The organism is Nitrosomonas sp. Nm58 (genome assembly GCF_900107335.1).
GTDB lineage: Bacteria > Pseudomonadota > Gammaproteobacteria > Burkholderiales > Nitrosomonadaceae > Nitrosomonas.
The window spans coordinates 92,949-110,169 of sequence record NZ_FNPQ01000001.1 but is presented as its reverse complement, the minus strand read 5'-3'; the positions used below and the strand labels follow the sequence as shown (position 1 = coordinate 110,169).

General features: G+C 46.5%; 17 protein-coding genes. 5 read left to right on the top strand and 12 right to left on the bottom strand.

Features of this window, described 5'->3' with window-relative positions:
* Positions 1 to 88: 88 nt before the first annotated feature.
* Positions 89 to 784, top strand: a complete 696-nt coding sequence (locus tag BLW34_RS00455; protein ID WP_090538897.1) for a hypothetical protein — start codon at positions 89 to 91, stop codon at positions 782 to 784.
* Positions 785 to 842: 58 nt separating this feature from the next.
* Here the strand turns inward: BLW34_RS00455 and BLW34_RS00450 are convergent, their stop codons facing one another.
* The 3 genes from BLW34_RS00450 to BLW34_RS00440 form a co-directional block, all read right to left on the bottom strand.
* Positions 843 to 1,922: an AI-2E family transporter gene (locus tag BLW34_RS00450; RefSeq protein WP_090538899.1), complete on the bottom strand. Its 1,080-nt coding sequence runs from the start codon at positions 1,920 to 1,922 to the stop codon at positions 843 to 845.
* A 545-nt stretch (positions 1,923 to 2,467) separates the two neighbouring features.
* Positions 2,468 to 3,490, bottom strand: a complete 1,023-nt coding sequence (locus BLW34_RS00445; protein WP_090574267.1) for a ketopantoate reductase family protein — start codon at positions 3,488 to 3,490, stop codon at positions 2,468 to 2,470.
* A gap of 252 nt (positions 3,491 to 3,742) precedes the next feature.
* On the bottom strand, positions 3,743 to 4,021 hold the full coding sequence (locus BLW34_RS00440; RefSeq protein ID WP_090574264.1) for a hypothetical protein: 279 nt from the start codon (positions 4,019 to 4,021) through the stop codon (positions 3,743 to 3,745).
* 180 nt (positions 4,022 to 4,201) lie between these two features.
* Here BLW34_RS00440 and BLW34_RS15940 point away from each other — a divergent pair, with 180 nt between their 5' ends.
* Complete coding sequence (locus BLW34_RS15940; protein WP_090574262.1) at positions 4,202 to 4,405, top strand: hypothetical protein; 204 nt, start codon at positions 4,202 to 4,204, stop codon at positions 4,403 to 4,405.
* Between the two features lie 286 nt (positions 4,406 to 4,691).
* Here the strand turns inward: BLW34_RS15940 and BLW34_RS00430 are convergent, their stop codons facing one another.
* From BLW34_RS00430 to lptC, 4 genes are read right to left on the bottom strand one after another with little or no spacing between them, the layout of a single operon-like run.
* Positions 4,692 to 6,155 carry an RNA polymerase factor sigma-54 gene (locus tag BLW34_RS00430; protein WP_090574261.1) on the bottom strand — a complete coding sequence of 488 codons (1,464 nt, stop codon included), beginning with the start codon at positions 6,153 to 6,155 and terminating at the stop codon, positions 4,692 to 4,694.
* 54 nt (positions 6,156 to 6,209) lie between these two features.
* Complete coding sequence (gene lptB / locus BLW34_RS00425; RefSeq protein WP_090574260.1) at positions 6,210 to 6,932, bottom strand: LPS export ABC transporter ATP-binding protein; 723 nt, start codon at positions 6,930 to 6,932, stop codon at positions 6,210 to 6,212.
* 39 nt (positions 6,933 to 6,971) lie between these two features.
* A complete protein-coding gene (gene lptA, locus BLW34_RS00420; protein WP_090574258.1) occupies positions 6,972 to 7,526 on the bottom strand; it encodes a lipopolysaccharide transport periplasmic protein LptA in 555 nt (184 codons plus the stop codon).
* Positions 7,527 to 7,552: 26 nt separating this feature from the next.
* Positions 7,553 to 8,146 carry an LPS export ABC transporter periplasmic protein LptC gene (gene lptC, locus BLW34_RS00415; RefSeq protein WP_090574256.1) on the bottom strand — a complete coding sequence of 198 codons (594 nt, stop codon included), beginning with the start codon at positions 8,144 to 8,146 and terminating at the stop codon, positions 7,553 to 7,555.
* A gap of 347 nt (positions 8,147 to 8,493) precedes the next feature.
* Here lptC and nadA point away from each other — a divergent pair, with 347 nt between their 5' ends.
* From nadA to clsB, 3 genes are all read left to right on the top strand, one after another.
* Positions 8,494 to 9,594, top strand: a complete 1,101-nt coding sequence (nadA, locus tag BLW34_RS00410) for a quinolinate synthase NadA (protein ID WP_090538916.1) — start codon at positions 8,494 to 8,496, stop codon at positions 9,592 to 9,594.
* Positions 9,595 to 9,682: 88 nt separating this feature from the next.
* Positions 9,683 to 10,435, top strand: coding sequence for an endonuclease/exonuclease/phosphatase family protein (locus BLW34_RS00405; protein ID WP_090574254.1), 753 nt, complete (start codon positions 9,683 to 9,685; stop codon positions 10,433 to 10,435).
* Complete coding sequence (gene clsB, locus BLW34_RS00400; protein WP_090574252.1) at positions 10,432 to 11,601, top strand: cardiolipin synthase ClsB; 1,170 nt, start codon at positions 10,432 to 10,434, stop codon at positions 11,599 to 11,601. Before BLW34_RS00405 ends, clsB begins: the two co-directional genes overlap by 4 nt.
* Before the next feature lie 80 nt (positions 11,602 to 11,681).
* Here the strand turns inward: clsB and BLW34_RS00395 are convergent, their stop codons facing one another.
* The 5 genes from BLW34_RS00395 to BLW34_RS00380 form a co-directional block, all read right to left on the bottom strand.
* Entirely contained in the window at positions 11,682 to 12,452 is a 771-nt protein-coding gene (locus tag BLW34_RS00395) for a DUF3750 domain-containing protein (RefSeq protein ID WP_090574250.1), read from the bottom strand.
* 41 nt (positions 12,453 to 12,493) lie between these two features.
* Entirely contained in the window at positions 12,494 to 13,378 is an 885-nt protein-coding gene (locus BLW34_RS17235; protein WP_305728573.1) for a lytic transglycosylase domain-containing protein, read from the bottom strand.
* 803 nt (positions 13,379 to 14,181) lie between these two features.
* Complete coding sequence (locus tag BLW34_RS00385; RefSeq protein ID WP_090538924.1) at positions 14,182 to 14,484, bottom strand: DUF4389 domain-containing protein; 303 nt, start codon at positions 14,482 to 14,484, stop codon at positions 14,182 to 14,184.
* 1,023 nt (positions 14,485 to 15,507) lie between these two features.
* Positions 15,508 to 15,777 (bottom strand): alginate export family protein, encoded by a 270-nt coding sequence (locus BLW34_RS16690; protein ID WP_256203523.1) that lies wholly within the window; start codon positions 15,775 to 15,777, stop codon positions 15,508 to 15,510.
* Positions 15,778 to 15,790: 13 nt separating this feature from the next.
* The gene (locus tag BLW34_RS00380) at positions 15,791 to 16,990 is read right to left on the bottom strand and encodes an alginate export family protein (RefSeq protein ID WP_256203508.1); all 1,200 of its coding nucleotides are present in this window, start codon (positions 16,988 to 16,990) and stop codon (positions 15,791 to 15,793) included.
* Between the last annotated feature and the right edge of the window lie 231 nt (positions 16,991 to 17,221).

Below are 17,221 nucleotides of genomic sequence, written 5' to 3'. Positions count from 1 at the left end.
CAACTGAGCGAATAGAGCACTTATTGAACATTGGATCTCTCCTCGCCTGGCGAAGGTAACTGCTGTGATCCGTTTCCAGGAGTAAAGCATGACACAAGAAAAAAACCTGACTCACAATCGCTTGAAGACACCACGCGCGGCCGCTGTTGCTGGTATTGTATTTTCGGTGTTGTATATCACGAGCCTGGTGCTCGTCCGGCTTTCGGTCCCGGCCGATCCGCACGATGCCGGAGCGTGGCTGGCGAGTGGCACGAAGACCGTCAAGCTGGCGCTGTATCTGCTGCCGTTCGCAGGCATCGCCTTTTTATGGTTCATCGGCGTGCTGCGGGACCGGATTGGTGCCTACGAAGACCGCTTTTTTGCCACCGTGTTCCTCGGCAGCGGCCTGCTGTTTCTGGCCATGCTGTTTGCTTCGGGAGCAGTGGCGGCAGGTATCATGATCAGCTACAGCGCTGCCACGCCCGACAAGCTCGTCGAATCTGGCATTTACACGTTTGGTCGCACTGTGGTATATCAGATCGTTAACGTCTATGCGATGAAAATGGCAGGGGTATTTATGATCTCAATCTGCACAGTCGCTGTTCGTACCAAGATTTTCCCGCAATGGATCGCGTTTCTCGGGTATGCCATGGCGCTGCTGTTGTTACTGAGCATCGGATATTTTTACTGGACGCCGCTGGCGTTTCCACTGTGGGTGCTGCTGGTCAGCTCGTATATTTTGCTGACAAATCTCAGGAGCAAGCCGAACGCAGCTCCCCCAGCGGTTAACCCGAATATTTCATAAATTCGCGTTAAGTCATAACAGCCTGCAAAACGACACTGCGCGGCTTTGATGCGCAGGTCTACTGGGATAATGATTCCATATTCAACCAGGCCTGAAACAGCTTGTAGCTCAACGCCAACACAATAGCACCGACGAACAGCCCGACGATACCGGATAACAGCATACCGCCGATCGCGCCTAAAAAGATCACCACCATGGGCACGCCGACACCGCGTCCCAACAGCAATGGCTTTAGCACGTTATCCAGCACCATAATCAACGTGCTCCAGATCAGGAATAGCACCGCGGTAGGCGTATCACCGGTTGCGAATACATAGATTATGGCTGGAATGACAATGAGTCCCACCCCGATCTGCACCACCGCCAGGATCAGGCACAATAACGCCCATATTCCGGCGCCGGGCACGCCGGCAAAGATAAAACCGAGACCTGCCAGCAACGACTGGATAACGGCAACGCCCAACACGCCACGGGCGACGCTGCGAATGGTGGCTTCGGCCAGGTTGGCGAAGTCATCGCCGCGCTCGCCCACCAAGCGCCGGGCTATGCCATGAGCAAGCTGATAGCTGTTGGCGGAATGCGCCAGCAAGACACCGGCAATCACGAACGCAGCAATGAACATGATCATGCCCAGGCCCGCGCTGGCAGCGGCGTTGAGTAGCCAGGCGCCTACCGCCTTGAATTGGGGTTGCAGCAGTTTCAGGGCATCGGTCAAATTCGTTGAAGCAAGGTTCCATATTTTCGCGACCGGCTCCCCAATGAGCGGCCAATTCTTGACAGTCTCCGGCGGTGGCGGAATAGCAAACTGCCCCTGGTGAAATTGCTCCGCCAGTTCTACCACATTTTCCACCAGCAGCTTTGTCAACGTGACGGTGGGTACCATTAATAGCGCCAACAACACGGTGATCAGCAGCGTCGCTGCAATGACGCGGTGACCAGCCAGCAGATTGATTAGCTTGAGATAGAGAGGATGGATCGCTACTGCGATAATGATTCCCCACACCACCGGGATAATAAACGGCTGCAATATTTGAAAACACCAGATCAGCACGATCGCCAGCACACCCAGGCGTATGGCCGTTTCCACGGTTTTGCTGAACAAATCGTCGTGCGGGGGAGGTACGATATTTGAAGACATTGGGAGCTCCTTGTGCATTGTTTTGAGCTTGCGCCCGATGCGCCGGTTTCACTCCCCATCACCCGAAAACGTCTCAGAGGCATGACAGATTAGCGACATTGATGGCATTCGGTGACAACCGTCGGCGTACTGTTCCATCATTTCACTTTCCGTGGCAATGGATAGGGAAAATAAACGCCATTTTTTATTAAGCTCTGATGCTTCAATAGATTATTGAAATATGCTGGCTAAAAAAATACGTGCGAACACGTAGCAGTAAACCTTATAGACAAATAATCAAAAAAATCCTTTTTTGGCTTAAGCCATGCCATAGTTCAAAAGCTGGAGGCATTTTTTGCCTTTGAAGCAAATTAGAAGAGATCGCAGACCTTTACAAGTTAGTCTGAGCAGGAACAAATTTGCGCCATCGCGCTGCGTCATTGATCTGTATTGATCTTTGTGGATTATAGCCAACCCTGTGAACGATACCACGCTATGGCATCGCGGGCGGCCTCGCGTATCGGGTGAGGCCGCAGTCCTAATTCATACACACTCACAGATTAGAATCAAGACAGAGCGCCTTCCGGTAAATTATCTGCCAGATACTGAAGATATTGACGCTGCGGTTTCAGACCTTCCCGGCTCACTTTTTCAACGAGTGCCAACACGGCGCGGTTTAACGGACAGGGAAAGTCTCCCGCCAGTCGAATCAGATAACCGTTGTAAGCCTCGATTTCCGTACGGCAGCATTGAACGTACATATCCGGCGCCATCGAGCAATAGGTGCCGCGTAGCGATGATTGAAAAAATCTGGCCAGAAATGTGCTCAAAGCGGTAATGCTTAGAATTAAAGAAACGGTGTCGGGATGAAATGGTCCGATGCGAGCAAGTTGAATGTGCGCATGCTTGAGAATGGCATAATTTTCGCGCAGCATGCTAAAAAAGAGCTTTTTAGCTAACAAGTCGGTCAATAATGCGCCATTATCTACACCAGCCACGGCCGCAAGCGGTGAAATGGCGGCATTGTACATAAGTTTGGTCGCTTTGTAGGGGCGAATATCTGCAACCAATTCGACGGGAAATAACTCTGCCTTTGCCAGTGCTTTAGCCAATGACACGATTTCATCCCACTCAGCAGCAGTGACCGATCGGCGTGCGCCAATATGCAGGCTACCCGGTCGGGTCATTCGAGTTACGGGACGATCGCGCAAGCATTCTGACACAAATGAGGCGATGCCTTCGCACGCATGATTGCGCCGCTCCAACCCCGGATCGAAGCCATTCTGAATCGGCACCAGGAAGGCGTCGTCAGGCAGGCGTGCGAGCACTTCTGGATTATCATAGGTTTTGGTGCAGAGCAGAATAAAACCTTCTTTTGGCGCGCTCCAATCATCGAAAGTCATGAAAGGTATCGCTTGCGTTCCCTGTCCGACAATCGTTACACCATTCTTTCTACCTTCGGCCACTTTGCCAGGATGGTTGTCAACCATTATCACGGAATAACCTTCCCGCGCCAGGGCCCAGCCCAGGACGCTACCAATACCGCCAATGCCCAGAATATGAATGGGTTTGCTGAGTAAATTGATCATCTATAGATCCCGATCCGAAAAATTATTCAAAGTAATTTGTGTCTCCATTTATCGATAAAAGAATCAGCAGCTTATTTTAATTGTCCATATCTCAAGAGAGACTCCTAATCCTCAGAGTCAGACTCAATTATTCCGGGGGCTAATGCGAGTCTTCGCGTACGCTCCTGATTACTTTCTAGCAAGATATCCAAAAATTGCAGACAAACAAATACGTGCAAGCACGTAGGCGCAAAGGAAGGACAGGTCTACATTTTATGATCTAAATTGGGTAGCCAATGATTTTAAAAGCTTAACCATTGGCTCAAACATACCCTCGTTGCTCCGGCTGATCAGTCTGGAATCCAATACTGGCTGGAAAAGATCACCGCCGGGCTTCAAACTGAACGCCATGTTTTGTTCCTCATCAGGGATCAACCCTCGTGGCATGAAAAGCTCGGCAGGCAAATAATGAGTGATGATGTCTTCCTCGATATCCGCAACACCGGTCACGATATAATCACGATTAGCTTTATCGGTGATGAAAAAATTCAATCTAACTCCCGCATCATATCGCCGGGGAGTCCCGCACGCCACCTGTTTATGGCGGCAATAGACAGAACGCCAGCAACGAGCTGCGCACAGCAGTAGCTGCTTGGCCCAATGATCCAGATTGCCGATTCATAATTACCCTCCTTGCTTATTGGTAATGAGTAGACAGCAAATTTCTTTGGAATGGCGCGCGCCAGCTACTTCAGCACGGTAAAAATCAATACCCGAGTCGTGCTGAAAAGCATCGGCATGAATCTGAAAAAAGCTGCCAATAAAATTTTCGTGGATGAGCCCTCCAGAAGGGGAGCAGTCCAATGCAGCATAAGGGGGAAAAACTCCCTTGAAAAAGAAGTAAAGCTTCACTTTTCTGCTAAAAAAAACGCGTAAAAATATCATCTGGAATTTCTCTCCCGCCACGCCACCACAGCAAAATTTTCAGGGTTGTGCAGAGGTCTTATCAAAGGAACTGGTGATAATTCCCCTAGAATCAGTTTGGCTCGCTATGGATTACCAAGGGTTTGAGGCTCTTCTTGAGCAGAGGAAGGTTTTATCTTAATCCGGCTGATTCAAAGAGCACAGGATTTTCTGGGAATATCCAGCCAGCCTGAAATTGCCGGGCTAACATGAACAAGCCATGTATTTTAGCTGCAACTGATACTTATTTTTGATGCGATCAAAGCATTTTACGAAGGCTAACTGGGGGAATTTGCATCGATTCGCGGTATTTTGCAACAGTACGGCGCGCAACAATAATTCCCTGCTCTCCCAGAATTTCTGAAATCCGGCTATCAGTAAGCGGCTTCTTCTGATCCTCGCCTTGTATCAATTGTTTGATTAAGGTACGAATAGCAATCGCAGAGCAGGTTTCTCCGGTATTGGTTGCAACATGGCTGCCAAAAAAATACTTGAGCTCAAATATGCCGTGGGGGGTATGCATAAACTTTTGTGTAGTAACACGTGACACGGTGGATTCATGCAAATTCAGAGCCTCTGCAATTTTCCGCATGATGAGCGGACGCATGGCAATTGCGCCATGCTCGAAGAAAGCCTGTTGGTGCTCAACAATGACAGAGGACACTCTAAGTATGGTTTCAGAACGCTGTTGAATGTTCTTAAGCAGCCACTTGGCTTCACTAAGCTGATTCATCAATATTTGAGTCGAATTGTTTCGATCGCGCTTCAATATATCAGCATAAAGTTGATTAATACTGAGATGAGGAATCGATTCAGGATTAAGTCTTACTGTCCACGTACCATCCAGCTTGCTCACCATCACATCAGGGATGACATAGCGCGAGATCGCTGAATCGAATGCCTCGCCAGGCCTGGGATTCAACTGAGTGATCAGTTGCTGCACCGAACGCAGGCAATCATCATCACAATGCAATAACTTTTTAATTTGTTTGTAGTCTTTTGAAGCGAGTATCTCAAGATCATGCCTAATGAGCAAAAGCGCCTGCTGACGATAGGGCGTTTCTTCACGAAGCGCCTGTAGCTGCAAAACCAGGCACTCTTGCAGATTGCGCGCACCTACTCCGGGGGGATCCAGTTGCTGCAAGTATTTCAGCGCAGCCTGCAAGTCTTCCAGATGAATACCCAGCTCCACCGGCAGCATCTCTAATAGCTCCTGCAGATCTTGTCTCAGATAACCATCATCATCCAGACTATCGATTAATATCCCAACGATATGACGGTTACGCTCGCTGATCTGGGTTAGGCTGATCTGCGTTGCAAGATGCTCACGCAAATTGGGAGGAGTGATCGCTTGTTGTGCAAAATCGCCTCCCTCTTCATCGCTCTCGCGATTACCGTAAAAGGTTTCATAGCCATTAAACCCATCGGCATCCTCATTTGAGGGCAGCATCGAATCACGATCATTTTTCTCAGAATATGCCACATCATTTGATTCGATTTGTGAATTCGGGATATCTGGGGATAATGCAACCGGGTAATCTTGATCACGAATTTGCTCATAATCAGCACTATCGCCTAGTTCCAGCAGAGGATTATTTTGTGTAATACGCTCTATTTCCTGATTCAGCTCAAGTGTAGAAAGTTGCAGTAATCTAATTGACTGTTGCAGCTGTGGCGTCAGCGCAAGACCGGGAGTTAATTTAAGCTGAAGAGTGGGCTTCATGGTTCTGAAAAAGCAGCAATCACTGAGCTATCTTCATAGATTCAATTCTCATGTTCAAAGCCGAAAATGTTCTCCCAGATAAACTTCCCTGACACGCTCATTATCGATGATGTCATTGGGTCTTCCGCTGGCAAGCACGGTCCCCTCGCTGATAATATAGGCGCGATCACAAATTCCTAATGTTTCTCTCACATTATGGTCAGTGATCAGCACACCGATGCCACGTTCTTTGAGAAAGCCAATCACTTTCTGGATATCCATGACTGCGATTGGGTCTACGCCTGCAAAGGGTTCATCCAGAAGAATAAAACTTGGTTTGGATGCTAAAGCACGCGCAATCTCCACCCGCCGCCGCTCACCACCCGATAAACTAATGCCCAGGCTTTCCCGCAAATGACTGATATGCAAATCGTGCAGCAAATTATCCAGCCGTTGCTGAATTTCAGCATCGTTAAACCTCTGTAACTCCAGTACCGCCAGGATATTATCTTCAACTGAAAGACGTCGAAAAACGGAAGCTTCCTGAGGCAAATAACTCAAACCCAGGCGCGCACGCTGGTGAATCGGCATTTTGCTCAAGCTACGTTCGTTCAAATATATTTCACCATCGTCTAACGGAATCAATCCTACGACCATATAAAAACAAGTGGTTTTACCTGCTCCATTAGGACCGAGCAAACCTACCACCTCCCCACTTCCGACAGAAAAGGACACATTCCGGACGACAGCGCGGGATTTATAACTTTTCTTTAAATTATCGGCTTTCAGTACGCTCATGGTATTTTCTGAATAATCTCTCCAGTTACACAGAAAAGATTATTCTTCAGTGTCTATTGTTTGGGGTGACTTTGTTTTGGGTTGAATAATCACCTGCACTCTGCTTCTTGAATCTTCCTTGGCATTTTTCTCCTTGTGTCCCGTAACCTGGAAGAAATCGCGCGTAACATTATAAGAAATATAATCACCCTGCACCTCATCCGTTCCCCGCTTCAACCGCGCCTTGCCAAATAACTCGATTTTGTTGGTTTTATCATCATATTCGACACGCTGGCTCCAACCCTCAATATATTCGTCAACACCATCGCGTTTCTGCCGGAAACTGACAAGATTGCCGTAGCCAGTCGCATACCGGAAACCTTTGAGATCCTCTTTCATAATGACCTTATCCGCGCGAATGATGAGCGTCCCTTGAGTAAGAATGACGTTACCCGTAAAAATACTCGTGCGAAAATTATCCCTGCGTTTGTAATCTTCGACTGTGGCGCTATCTGCTTCCAGATGAATCGGTTTATCACGGTCAGCACGTTCTGCGAGAGTGGCATCCGCAAACAGCGTGCCAATGACTAGTAAGGCGAAAAAGAATACATTCATTTTTTATGATGATTTAGTTTGACTCGCTACTTCTTGTTCGAAGGTCGATCAGCGCTCCCGGGCTTTTTATCATCTCTCGCTTTTACCCTTGATTTCAGCTCGATACGTCCCGTTCGGTTGTTTAACTCCATCCCTACCGCATTCACGATGGTATTCATCCTCGCTATCGTCACAGGCTGGTCAGTTTTTGCAATGTCAGCGTCAGGGATGAGATGTAGAAATTGGGTGCTCATCGTTATCTTATCTGCCTCTTTCTCTCTCGAGACGACGACATCTCCCTTGAGATAGATATCATTCTTACCGGCAGTTAGTTCTGCGCGATCAGCGTTTATCCGTGTCACCGGCTTATCAGGTTGGATAATGAGAAAATCAACCGGCTCAAGATAGGTGATATCTCCTTCTGGAAAATGAGTCATCACGTCTGCGGAAAAAATATGCTGAATCGCTTTATCATGAACCACCTCGACACCCGAGAGATTCTCAATAATATAGTCAGGGTTGTTATTTAAACCATTATCTTCACGAATCCTTGGCTGTTGAATCGTTTGATTCAGCAAGAACGTTAACAATATAAGTATAATCAGAAGAACAGCCGGACCTGGGGGCAGACGATGAATCATCTCACGATACTACTTTGTTTCCCATGATATTTTCCCTAACCCGTTAATGAAAAAAATAACTGGAGAATCGTTTGGAAGTAACAATTTATATTCGTTAACTACAAAAAAGCTTAACAAGTTCTTATGATTTATTTGCTTGGATCATTATAGCAAAGTCACACTCTAATCAATCAAGCAATCAGGCAATCAAAAACGCTTTTAATATTTTTATCGCAAGGTGACATTCTTTAAATGGAAAAAGCATCCAAGACTTCATGTAGAATTTTTTACATTGCCCTCTTTAAACTTGAATCCCTGTCACAATATGATTATGGTAATGTATTTCCTCATCAAATTTTGAAATAACCATGCACGCAAACGCCATTGATTTTGAAAATTATGAGCTTCTACAGGATGAAACCTGTGCGCAACGGATTATTGCTGCCAAAGAAAAACTGGGAAAACGTGCTGTTATCCTGGCGCACCATTATCAACGAGCGGATGTCTATCGGCATGCCGATCTAACGGGAGATTCTTTAAAGCTGTCTTATCTTGCCGCACAAACGGATGCTGATTATCTGGTTTTTTGTGGCGTACATTTCATGGCAGAAGTGGCAGATATCCTTTCAAGCCCGGAGCAGATCGCTATTCTACCCGATCTGGCAGCGGGTTGTTCGATGGCTGATATGGCCAATCTCTCCAAAGTAGAAAGAGTCTGGCGTGAACTGGCTGAAATACTTGATCCCGAAGAAGCGATTACGCCTGTGACCTACATCAATTCGAGTGCTGATCTAAAAGCTTTTTGTGGAGAACATGGTGGGATTGTTTGCACTTCCAGCAACGCCACTAAAATTCTGCAGTGGTCGTTTGCACAACGCGAAAAAGTGCTATTTTTTCCTGACCAACATCTGGGACGCTGGAGTGGTTATAAGTTGGGTCTCTCACTGGAGCAAATGCCTGTCTGGGATTTTGATGAGCCCATGGGAGGATTAACCGAGGAGCAAATCAGAAAAGCCAAGATCTTGTTATGGAAAGGCCATTGTTCTGTGCATCAGATGTTCCAGCCGCAACATATTCTGCGATTCCGTAATCAGTATCCTGAAGGTTTGGTGATTTCACACCCGGAATGCAGTTTTGAAGTTTGCAAAGCTTCTGATTATGTCGGCTCTACTGAATACATCATCAACACCATCCGTGAAGCCGAAGCAGGAACACGTTGGCTGGTGGGCACCGAATTGAATCTGGTTGGGCGTATTGCGGAAGAATTCAAATCCCAAGGAAAAATCGTCCAGTTCATGTCACCGATGGTGTGCATGTGTTCGACCATGGCACGGATTGATCCTCAGCATCTGGCATGGTCGCTGGAAAATCTGGCGACAGGTAATGTAGTCAACCCAATCAGAGTCCCGCCGCACGAAGCCAAGCTTGCCAAGCTGGCACTTGAAAAAATGCTGGCGGTTTCCCGGTAGCGATGGCGCCCAATACAGTAAATGTCTCAGGAGGAGTAATAGAAAGAGAATTTTGGCTTTCTGATTATGTCATTTCTTAAGGCTGTCTATGATCGATAAACTGCATATTGCTACCTACAATATCCACAAAGGCTTCTCCTATTTCAATCATCGCCTGGTACTGCACGAGCTGCGCGATCACTTGCGCGCGCTCGATACGGATATCATCTTTTTACAGGAAGTGGTTGGGGAACATAGCAAGCATGCTTCCCGCTTTGAGAACTGGCCAAACCGTTCCCAATATGAGTTTTTGGCGGATTCGGTATGGAAAGATTTTGCTTACGGCAAAAATGCGGTATATGACGCAGGCCATCATGGCAACGCCATTCTCAGCCGCTTTCCTATTATAAACTGGGAAAACGAGGATATTTCGTCGCATCGGTTTGAGAATCGCGGTTTGCTTCACTGTGAAATCAGTATCCCTGGCTGGCAGGAAAACCTGCACTGCATTTGTGTTCACCTGGGATTATTCAGGCGTGGCCAGCGCAGACAGCTCCAGGCGATGGAGAAACGTATCAAACAACTCGTTCCACCCGATGCGCCACTCGTGATTGCAGGAGATTTCAATGACTGGCACGGAACAGCCAGTCGTATCCTGGTGAAACATCTTGAATTAACCGAGGTATTTGAGCAGACCCACGGTAAAACCGCCCGCAGCTACCCTTCCATTTTCCCATTATTGCGTCTTGATCGGATCTACGTACGAGGCTTCCGGGTAAAAAACGTATGCGTCCACCAAAGTCGCACTTGGTTGAGAATCTCTGATCATGCAGCTTTATCCGCCAATATCGTACGTGCATGAAACGCCTCGAGTTTATCGATGGAAACCGGATTACACTGTTGCACAATGGTACGGAATATTTCCCAGCGCTGGAAACTGCAATTGATGAGGCCAGGCAGGAAATTCATCTTGAGACTTATATTTTCAAATACGACTTAACAGGCATCAGCATTGCCAATGCATTAAAGCGAGCCGCCCAACGTGGTGTTGCCGTTCATCTGCTGATAGACGGATATGGCTCGCTTGATTTTCCCAAAAAAGCCATTCAGAGCTTGCTCACTGCGGGCGTTCAAGTTCTGCTATACCGGCAAGAGGTTTTTTCTTTCCGCTTCAGACGCCATCGGTTACGCCGCTTGCATCGTAAACTCGCCGTCATTGATGGCAGTATTGCTTTTATTGGGGGGATCAACATTATCGATGATTACTACAAACTTGGAGAATCCTCACCACGTTTTGATCATGCGATAAAAATAGAAGGACCTCTGCTCCCTACCATTCATTCTGCAGCCAAGCGTTTATGGATGCTAGTCGCCTGGGCGCATTTCAAGAAACGCTGGACTGCTCATCTCGAGCCGGAGCCTACCGCAACACCGGTTGGTAACCAGCGCGCAGCATTTGTTATCCGCGACAATCTTCGTCATCGGCGTGATATTGAACGCGCTTATCTCAAGGCAATTGCCACCGCCTACAATGAGATCATTATCGCCAACGCTTATTTTCTTCCTGGCAGAAATTTTCGTCGTGCCCTCATTCATGCAGCCCGCCGCGGCGTATCGGTCATCCTCCTGCTCCAGGGAAAAATTGAATATCGCATACAGCATCATGCCACACGCGCCTTATATGCCAATTTACTCGATGCAGGCATCAAGATTTATGAATACCAGAAGAGTTATCTCCATGCCAAGGTAGCTGTCATAGATCACTATTGGTCAACAGTCGGCTCTTCCAATATTGATCCCTTCAGCCTGTTCATGGCGCGCGAAGCCAATGTCATGATTGTTGATCAGGTATTTGCGCTGGAACTCAGAGCCAGTCTGCAACAGGCCATGGAAGACTCCAGACCGGTATCAAGGAAATATTGGGGAAAGCAGTCCTGGATAAACCGATCCTTGAATTGGATCAGTTACTACATTGTTCGAATTTTGCAAGGGATGCTAGGTAACGGCCAGGAAAGCACACGCGTCTAAAGCAGCACTCAAGCCATTGTTAGGCGGATACTGTTAGCGGAATTAGGCTGTTTCAGGTGCGCCTTCCGACTACAACAAGGCTATTCCGGAACTGAAACAGCCAGCCTGTTCAGTGCGCTCAGGTCAATACGCCCAATCAATGGCAGCTTAATCGCAGCGGGACTGGGAGAAATGCCGAACGTCAGTCCAAGCAAATTGATTTCGACCCCTTCAACTTCACTGACGATGACACCCAGCAGTCCATACAAGGACCATTGCCAGCCCCTTCCGCTGGGTGCGGCCGCAACCAGGCTACTGCCAAGGTAATCCTTGCCAATTGCCGTAGGGGGCAGATCGAGCCCGAGTTCTGGCACAGCACGCGAAACCCAGGCAGTAAAGGTATTCGAGTTTGGGCCAGGCCACATGGTGTATTCCCTTGCATAAGGATAGCTATGTGCGGCTTCTTCGATACGGGCAATCAATGCATCCACACTCTCTCCGCGCTTTTCAACCAGCAGGATTGGCATGCTGCCGAACCAACGCCTGTCAGGTTCATGCTGATGAATCGTCAATACTGAGCCGCCTCGGCGCAAATACCAGCCAATGACTTCATACACGGTGTATGTTCTGGCGAGTGATGGTTTGACCGCAATCCAAGTATGAACACCGAAATAGCCGCGCCAACCATAAGCACGCGCACCATAAACCTGTATGATCGCTTCCGGAGTTTGTTCAGGATCGGGAGCCAGCCCGACTGATTCGCGACTGGCGGTCCGCCAGCCTGCACTGACATGCTCCGTGACAAAATGAATCAATAAAGCCGTTGCAAAAACAGCGAACAAAAGAAGCTTGACGACAGTCTTTAATTTCATCTAAAACGTATAAAAAAGAAAATGTTTCTGAGATCGTTGATTCAGTTCTCAACACTATTGGACGATACGATTACTGACGTTCGGTTAACGATATCAGATTGATAAGGATGCGTGGACTTTTTGTAGCGCATTCTTATTTTTTCTACATAACTGACCGTTTCCTGATAGGGAGGGATACCCCGGTATTTTTCAACGGCGCCTTCTCCAGCATTATAAGCAGCCGCCACCAGAGTGACATCCCCTTTAAAAAATGCCAGCAGCCAGCGCAAATAGGCCATTCCACCCTTAATATTTTCTTCAGGATCAAGAGGATCTTTTACCCGAAATCGTTGTGCGGTTTCAGGAATCAGCTGCATCAGTCCCCGCGCATTTTTGGGTGAAACTGCTTGGGTATTGAACCCTGACTCTACCGAGATAACAGCAAGCACCAGTCTGGGATCAATCTGATAATCAGGAGCCAGCTTGTGTACCAGTTTAGAGACTTGGTCATCTGGATAGAAAACAGCTTTTTCATACTCATCTTCGATATCTGACTGCAGGCAAGCGGGTAAGCGCGATGGCAAGATAGCCGGTGTATAACGAATCATTTTTTGAGCATAAGCATGTCCCTGCTCTGCCGCCATCAAGAATAACTGGACCGCGATACTGTCATCTCGCTCCACCCCACGCCCGTTAGCATACATCCATCCCAGAGCGTACAATGCATCGGGTGATCCTAACCTGGCTGCCTGGCAGTAAAGTTCGGCAGCTCTTTCTCTATCCTGCGGGAAACCTTCAGCATGTTCATACTTGACTGCCAGCGCCACCAGTTCTCCAGGGTCGCTCCCAGTCATCATTGAATCCGACAGCACCTGGGGTAAGTCGCTGTTCGCCACCGCAGCGCCCGCCCAGAACATCAGGGTCATCAATAATATCAGTTTCCGCAAATACAACTGCATTTTCTCGCTTTGTTATCAGTGAATCATGCCATGTTAAAAAAGGGTTTCAACGAATTATTAGTTCGGCCAGCTAAAGATCTAGCCGCCAAATTAAATTTACAGCAATAAGCTTGACGCCTGAATAACTACTACCGGCGTTGGTGATCTTAACCCGAATAGTTCATAAATTGGCACGTGCCCTCACTTGCCTTTTGATTAATAAGAAAGATTTTGCTCAGTCGGGTGTATGAATCACTACACCCCTCCTTCTCAAAACTTCCCTATTAATCAAAATCCTGCATGATCATCACGCGAATTTATGAAATATTCGGGCTAAACCTCACCTGCCCGATCAAAAGTTATTCTTTCTTGAAGAAAATTAAAATAAGCAAAAACCTTAATTTGATCTAAGCACAATGCTTAAAAAAAACGGGAAATTTTGTAAATCGACGGTCTAACTTTGAAGTATCCTCTACAATAATTCACGCAGACCTTGGCTGGCGAGACTAACAATGTTAAGAGATAAAATTGTATGCATATGCAGTATTGTCTGTTTATTTGTTACCCTTTAGCATTACTATGCAACAAAGCTAGATTGGTTTGATCCGTTGCTCCCCCCTCTGCTTCAGACGCCGATCTGCTTTGTTGATTTTTTTACTGATTGCTCCAGCCAAATCATTGCAATAAATGGGGTGTATGAATCATGCTGCAAACACCGGTCACTTCAATGACTAGATCAATAGTCATTATAATCAATTCCTTATCTTGTACTTCCTGAGCTCAATTTATTTCCGCATCGCGATCAGTCAAGATTACTTTTTATTTTCATCATGATTGCTGATTTCACCAGGCCAAGCGCTAAATGGAAAAGGCCGTTGCTCACTATTAAACGTAAGAAAAATAATGATTTGATAAACGTATGCTGCCAGATTCTGGCCGAACTTGAGTAACTGAGCATTGATATTGCCAGACAGCACGATGGAAAAGAACTGAAACAGCATTACCAGAACAATCAGAAATTCAGCAAGGCCATAAACGAAGACAAAAAACAGCATATAAAGTCCGTGTATCCATGTCTCAGTTTTTTGTAATCGTTGTTTGATTTCATCTTTCATAAAATTTCCTCATAAAAGCATCCACGCTATCCAGGATTCCTAATCTTGTTTTTTTATCACGATCATACTCATTCTATCATTGCACCGATTATGCATTTGCTATAACGCCGGATAGAATATTTACTCATCACAGATCCTCTATTTTGTTCACAATCAGCATCAGTCTTGGCGTAACATATCACACCGCCGCAGGCTGGTGTTTGAGGATCTGATCCAGTGTTCTAACGGAGCTGCCAACGAGACCGCCGGTGATACCTTACTCTGCGCGTTCTGTTCATTATCGGTTATGGGAAATCTACTACGCGTAGTACCTGCGATTAACCCGAATATTTCATAAATTCGCGTGATGATCACGCAGGATTTTGATTAATAGGGAAGTTTTGAGAAGGAGGGGTGTAGTGATTCATACACCCGACTGAGCAAAATCTTTCTTATTAATCAAAAGGCAAGTGAGGACACATGCCAATTTATGAAATATTCGGGTTAATAAAGTCAATTTGAATCCGGATCTGAGAACCGATGCCTGATGAAATTGGCGGCAAGCGCTTAATCTACCACGACATGATCAACTCAAGTGCGCTATTCAAGTAAAACTATATACTCATCGCTCCCAAAAGGAGTCCATACTCTGATTTCAGCGGGCACCGTTTGACTTGAAGCATTGACTGGTTATAACAAAAGTGTCTCTAGAAGAATTAATAACAACATATGGATATAGCGCAATAGCTATAGGCGCATTTCTGGAAGGCGAATTCATGGCCAGATTTACTGTCACAAAAAATGCCACGGCTGCCACAATTGAAGGTATGAATAACTTGAGAAGCAGTTTTAAATGACTGCAAGAAAAGGATGTTGAAGTTTTGGCAGAGCACGCAGCTATGCCATACCCCTTCTCGCCCAGGAAATGCGGCTCTGACAATGCCCAAACTTCATCTGTATTTCATGCCTACGAGAGGCTAAACTTACTGAACTGATGGCAAATCTCCCGCCGTACATGGGCGATTCGCCAATCATGCCTTATTCCTAGAATTTCAGGGTAGCCATGGTATACCCATAATTGGTATCAGCTTTTTCAGGACCGTTCGGAACTTTGTCAAAGTAATCACCTTTGAATATATGGCTATACCCTATATCAAAGCTCACGCGTTTTAAAAAGCTCCACTGGGGATCCCATCCTACGCTGATATCCAGCATATTCCCCAAGAAGCTACCTGACCGACCGGTTCGGTCTTGCAGGCCGCTGCCTACATATGCGCCATGTTTATCAGCTAACCAATACGCACGGTGTGACATCATGAGTCTGACATTAGGAACGGGTAAAAGCACCGCACGGAAAGCCTGCGGGTGAGAAAAGATTGGAAGGGAAAAATGGTCCAAACATTCCGGTAGGGCCATACTCTACGCGGCGTTTTGCATACAGAATATCAAAATTCTTCCTTGGGTCAGGATCTCCTGATGCATAATCAAACAGGTAGATCAACCTGAAAGGCATTGCCGTTTCGAAGCTATATCCTATTTCTCCGTGATGGCGATGCGCGAAAATATCGATGTCTTGGGTGTCCCCAAACTGATACATGGACTCAATTTCATAATCGAAATTGCCTTTGACAGGTTTAGCAAACAACCTGAAACCGGGAGTAGATAAATTACGTTGCCTGACATTATTACTTTCATTTAGTTGAAACCAATATACGTCTACATTAGCCCAGCGCAAATCACGGTTGGTAATATGTGCGCCTGAAAAATAAGTTTCGGGAGTATTCCAATCCAAATGCGTCACTTCCCGATTGACAGGGCGGGTGCCAAATACATGAAAACCCCATTTCTCTTTATCGTTGCCTAACGAAAATCGTATTCCATCAAAAGTGGGTGTAAAAGGCCCCCATCGATGTCCCCCGACCAAGCGTGATTCCCCATATTCCAGAATCAGGCGCCCGACTTCAAATTTTGCGCCATATCCCGTTCCCAGAAAATCTTTGGACAATAGATCGAGGTGAAGTTGGGAGAAATCAAAATGGTTGGCAAAAGCCGGCGAGTGATCTTGTCCGAAATTCGCCAGTGGCGCACGGAAATCGGTCAGCTCAAGCGTAAACCGGAAAGGATCGATAATATTCCGAACCTCGAACAGAAATCTTGTCCGCTGATGAATCTGATCGTTAAAACCCGGAATAGCTCTGGTGAAACCATGATCATACACATCGTAGCGCGTCCGGTGCTCAATGGCCAAATTAAGCCAATCTGGCGCCATGGAAGCAAGCGGCGTTTTATCGTTTTCCATAAGATAGGTTAATCTGTCAAAATCAAACCGGGTACGTCCCACGGTTTCTTCCGTACTGAATGGCGCGCCATTGGGTGCAGTATTGTTTCTGACAAGAATTGATGATTTTTCAGCTTTCACTGCCTCGGTATTTTTCGCTTCCGCAGCGAGTGTGATGTTACTGCCTATGAAACATCCAATAATGGATGAGATCGCAAGCAAGTTATTTGTATATCTTTTTCGCATCATTACCTTACCCCCTCCTTTAAAATCGAGAAATCCAAGAAATATTGGTTATTCATGGATTTGATTAATTCTAAAACTGCAATCAACAGTTAATGCGCACAAGCTAACGGAATTAATGTCAGCCTATGAAGAATCAGAAAATAATTGAGAATTTAGCAAGGTGAAGATGAGAAATGCTTGTCTCGTCATGACTATTCTGTAATGCGACATACCATCGCTATATTGCTGATATTT

Excerpts from the sequence above, each read along its gene's own strand:
- BLW34_RS00455 (WP_090538897.1), top strand. The coding sequence starts at position 89 with ATGACACAAGAAAAAAACCTGACTCACAATCGCTTGAAGACACCACGC.
- BLW34_RS00450 (WP_090538899.1), bottom strand. The coding sequence starts at position 1,922 with ATGTCTTCAAATATCGTACCTCCCCCGCACGACGATTTGTTCAGCAAA.
- BLW34_RS00445 (WP_090574267.1), bottom strand. The coding sequence starts at position 3,490 with ATGATCAATTTACTCAGCAAACCCATTCATATTCTGGGCATTGGCGGT.
- BLW34_RS15940 (WP_090574262.1), top strand. The coding sequence starts at position 4,202 with ATGGCGCGCGCCAGCTACTTCAGCACGGTAAAAATCAATACCCGAGTC.
- BLW34_RS00430 (WP_090574261.1), bottom strand. The coding sequence starts at position 6,155 with ATGAAGCCCACTCTTCAGCTTAAATTAACTCCCGGTCTTGCGCTGACG.
- lptB (WP_090574260.1), bottom strand. The coding sequence starts at position 6,932 with ATGAGCGTACTGAAAGCCGATAATTTAAAGAAAAGTTATAAATCCCGC.
- lptA (WP_090574258.1), bottom strand. The coding sequence starts at position 7,526 with ATGAATGTATTCTTTTTCGCCTTACTAGTCATTGGCACGCTGTTTGCG.
- lptC (WP_090574256.1), bottom strand. The coding sequence starts at position 8,146 with ATGATTCATCGTCTGCCCCCAGGTCCGGCTGTTCTTCTGATTATACTT.
- nadA (WP_090538916.1), top strand. The coding sequence starts at position 8,494 with ATGCACGCAAACGCCATTGATTTTGAAAATTATGAGCTTCTACAGGAT.
- BLW34_RS00405 (WP_090574254.1), top strand. The coding sequence starts at position 9,683 with ATGATCGATAAACTGCATATTGCTACCTACAATATCCACAAAGGCTTC.
- clsB (WP_090574252.1), top strand. The coding sequence starts at position 10,432 with ATGAAACGCCTCGAGTTTATCGATGGAAACCGGATTACACTGTTGCAC.
- BLW34_RS00395 (WP_090574250.1), bottom strand. The coding sequence starts at position 12,452 with ATGAAATTAAAGACTGTCGTCAAGCTTCTTTTGTTCGCTGTTTTTGCA.
- BLW34_RS00385 (WP_090538924.1), bottom strand. The coding sequence starts at position 14,484 with ATGAAAGATGAAATCAAACAACGATTACAAAAAACTGAGACATGGATA.
- BLW34_RS16690 (WP_256203523.1), bottom strand. The coding sequence starts at position 15,777 with ATGTCACACCGTGCGTATTGGTTAGCTGATAAACATGGCGCATATGTA.
- BLW34_RS00380 (WP_256203508.1), bottom strand. The coding sequence starts at position 16,990 with ATGATGCGAAAAAGATATACAAATAACTTGCTTGCGATCTCATCCATT.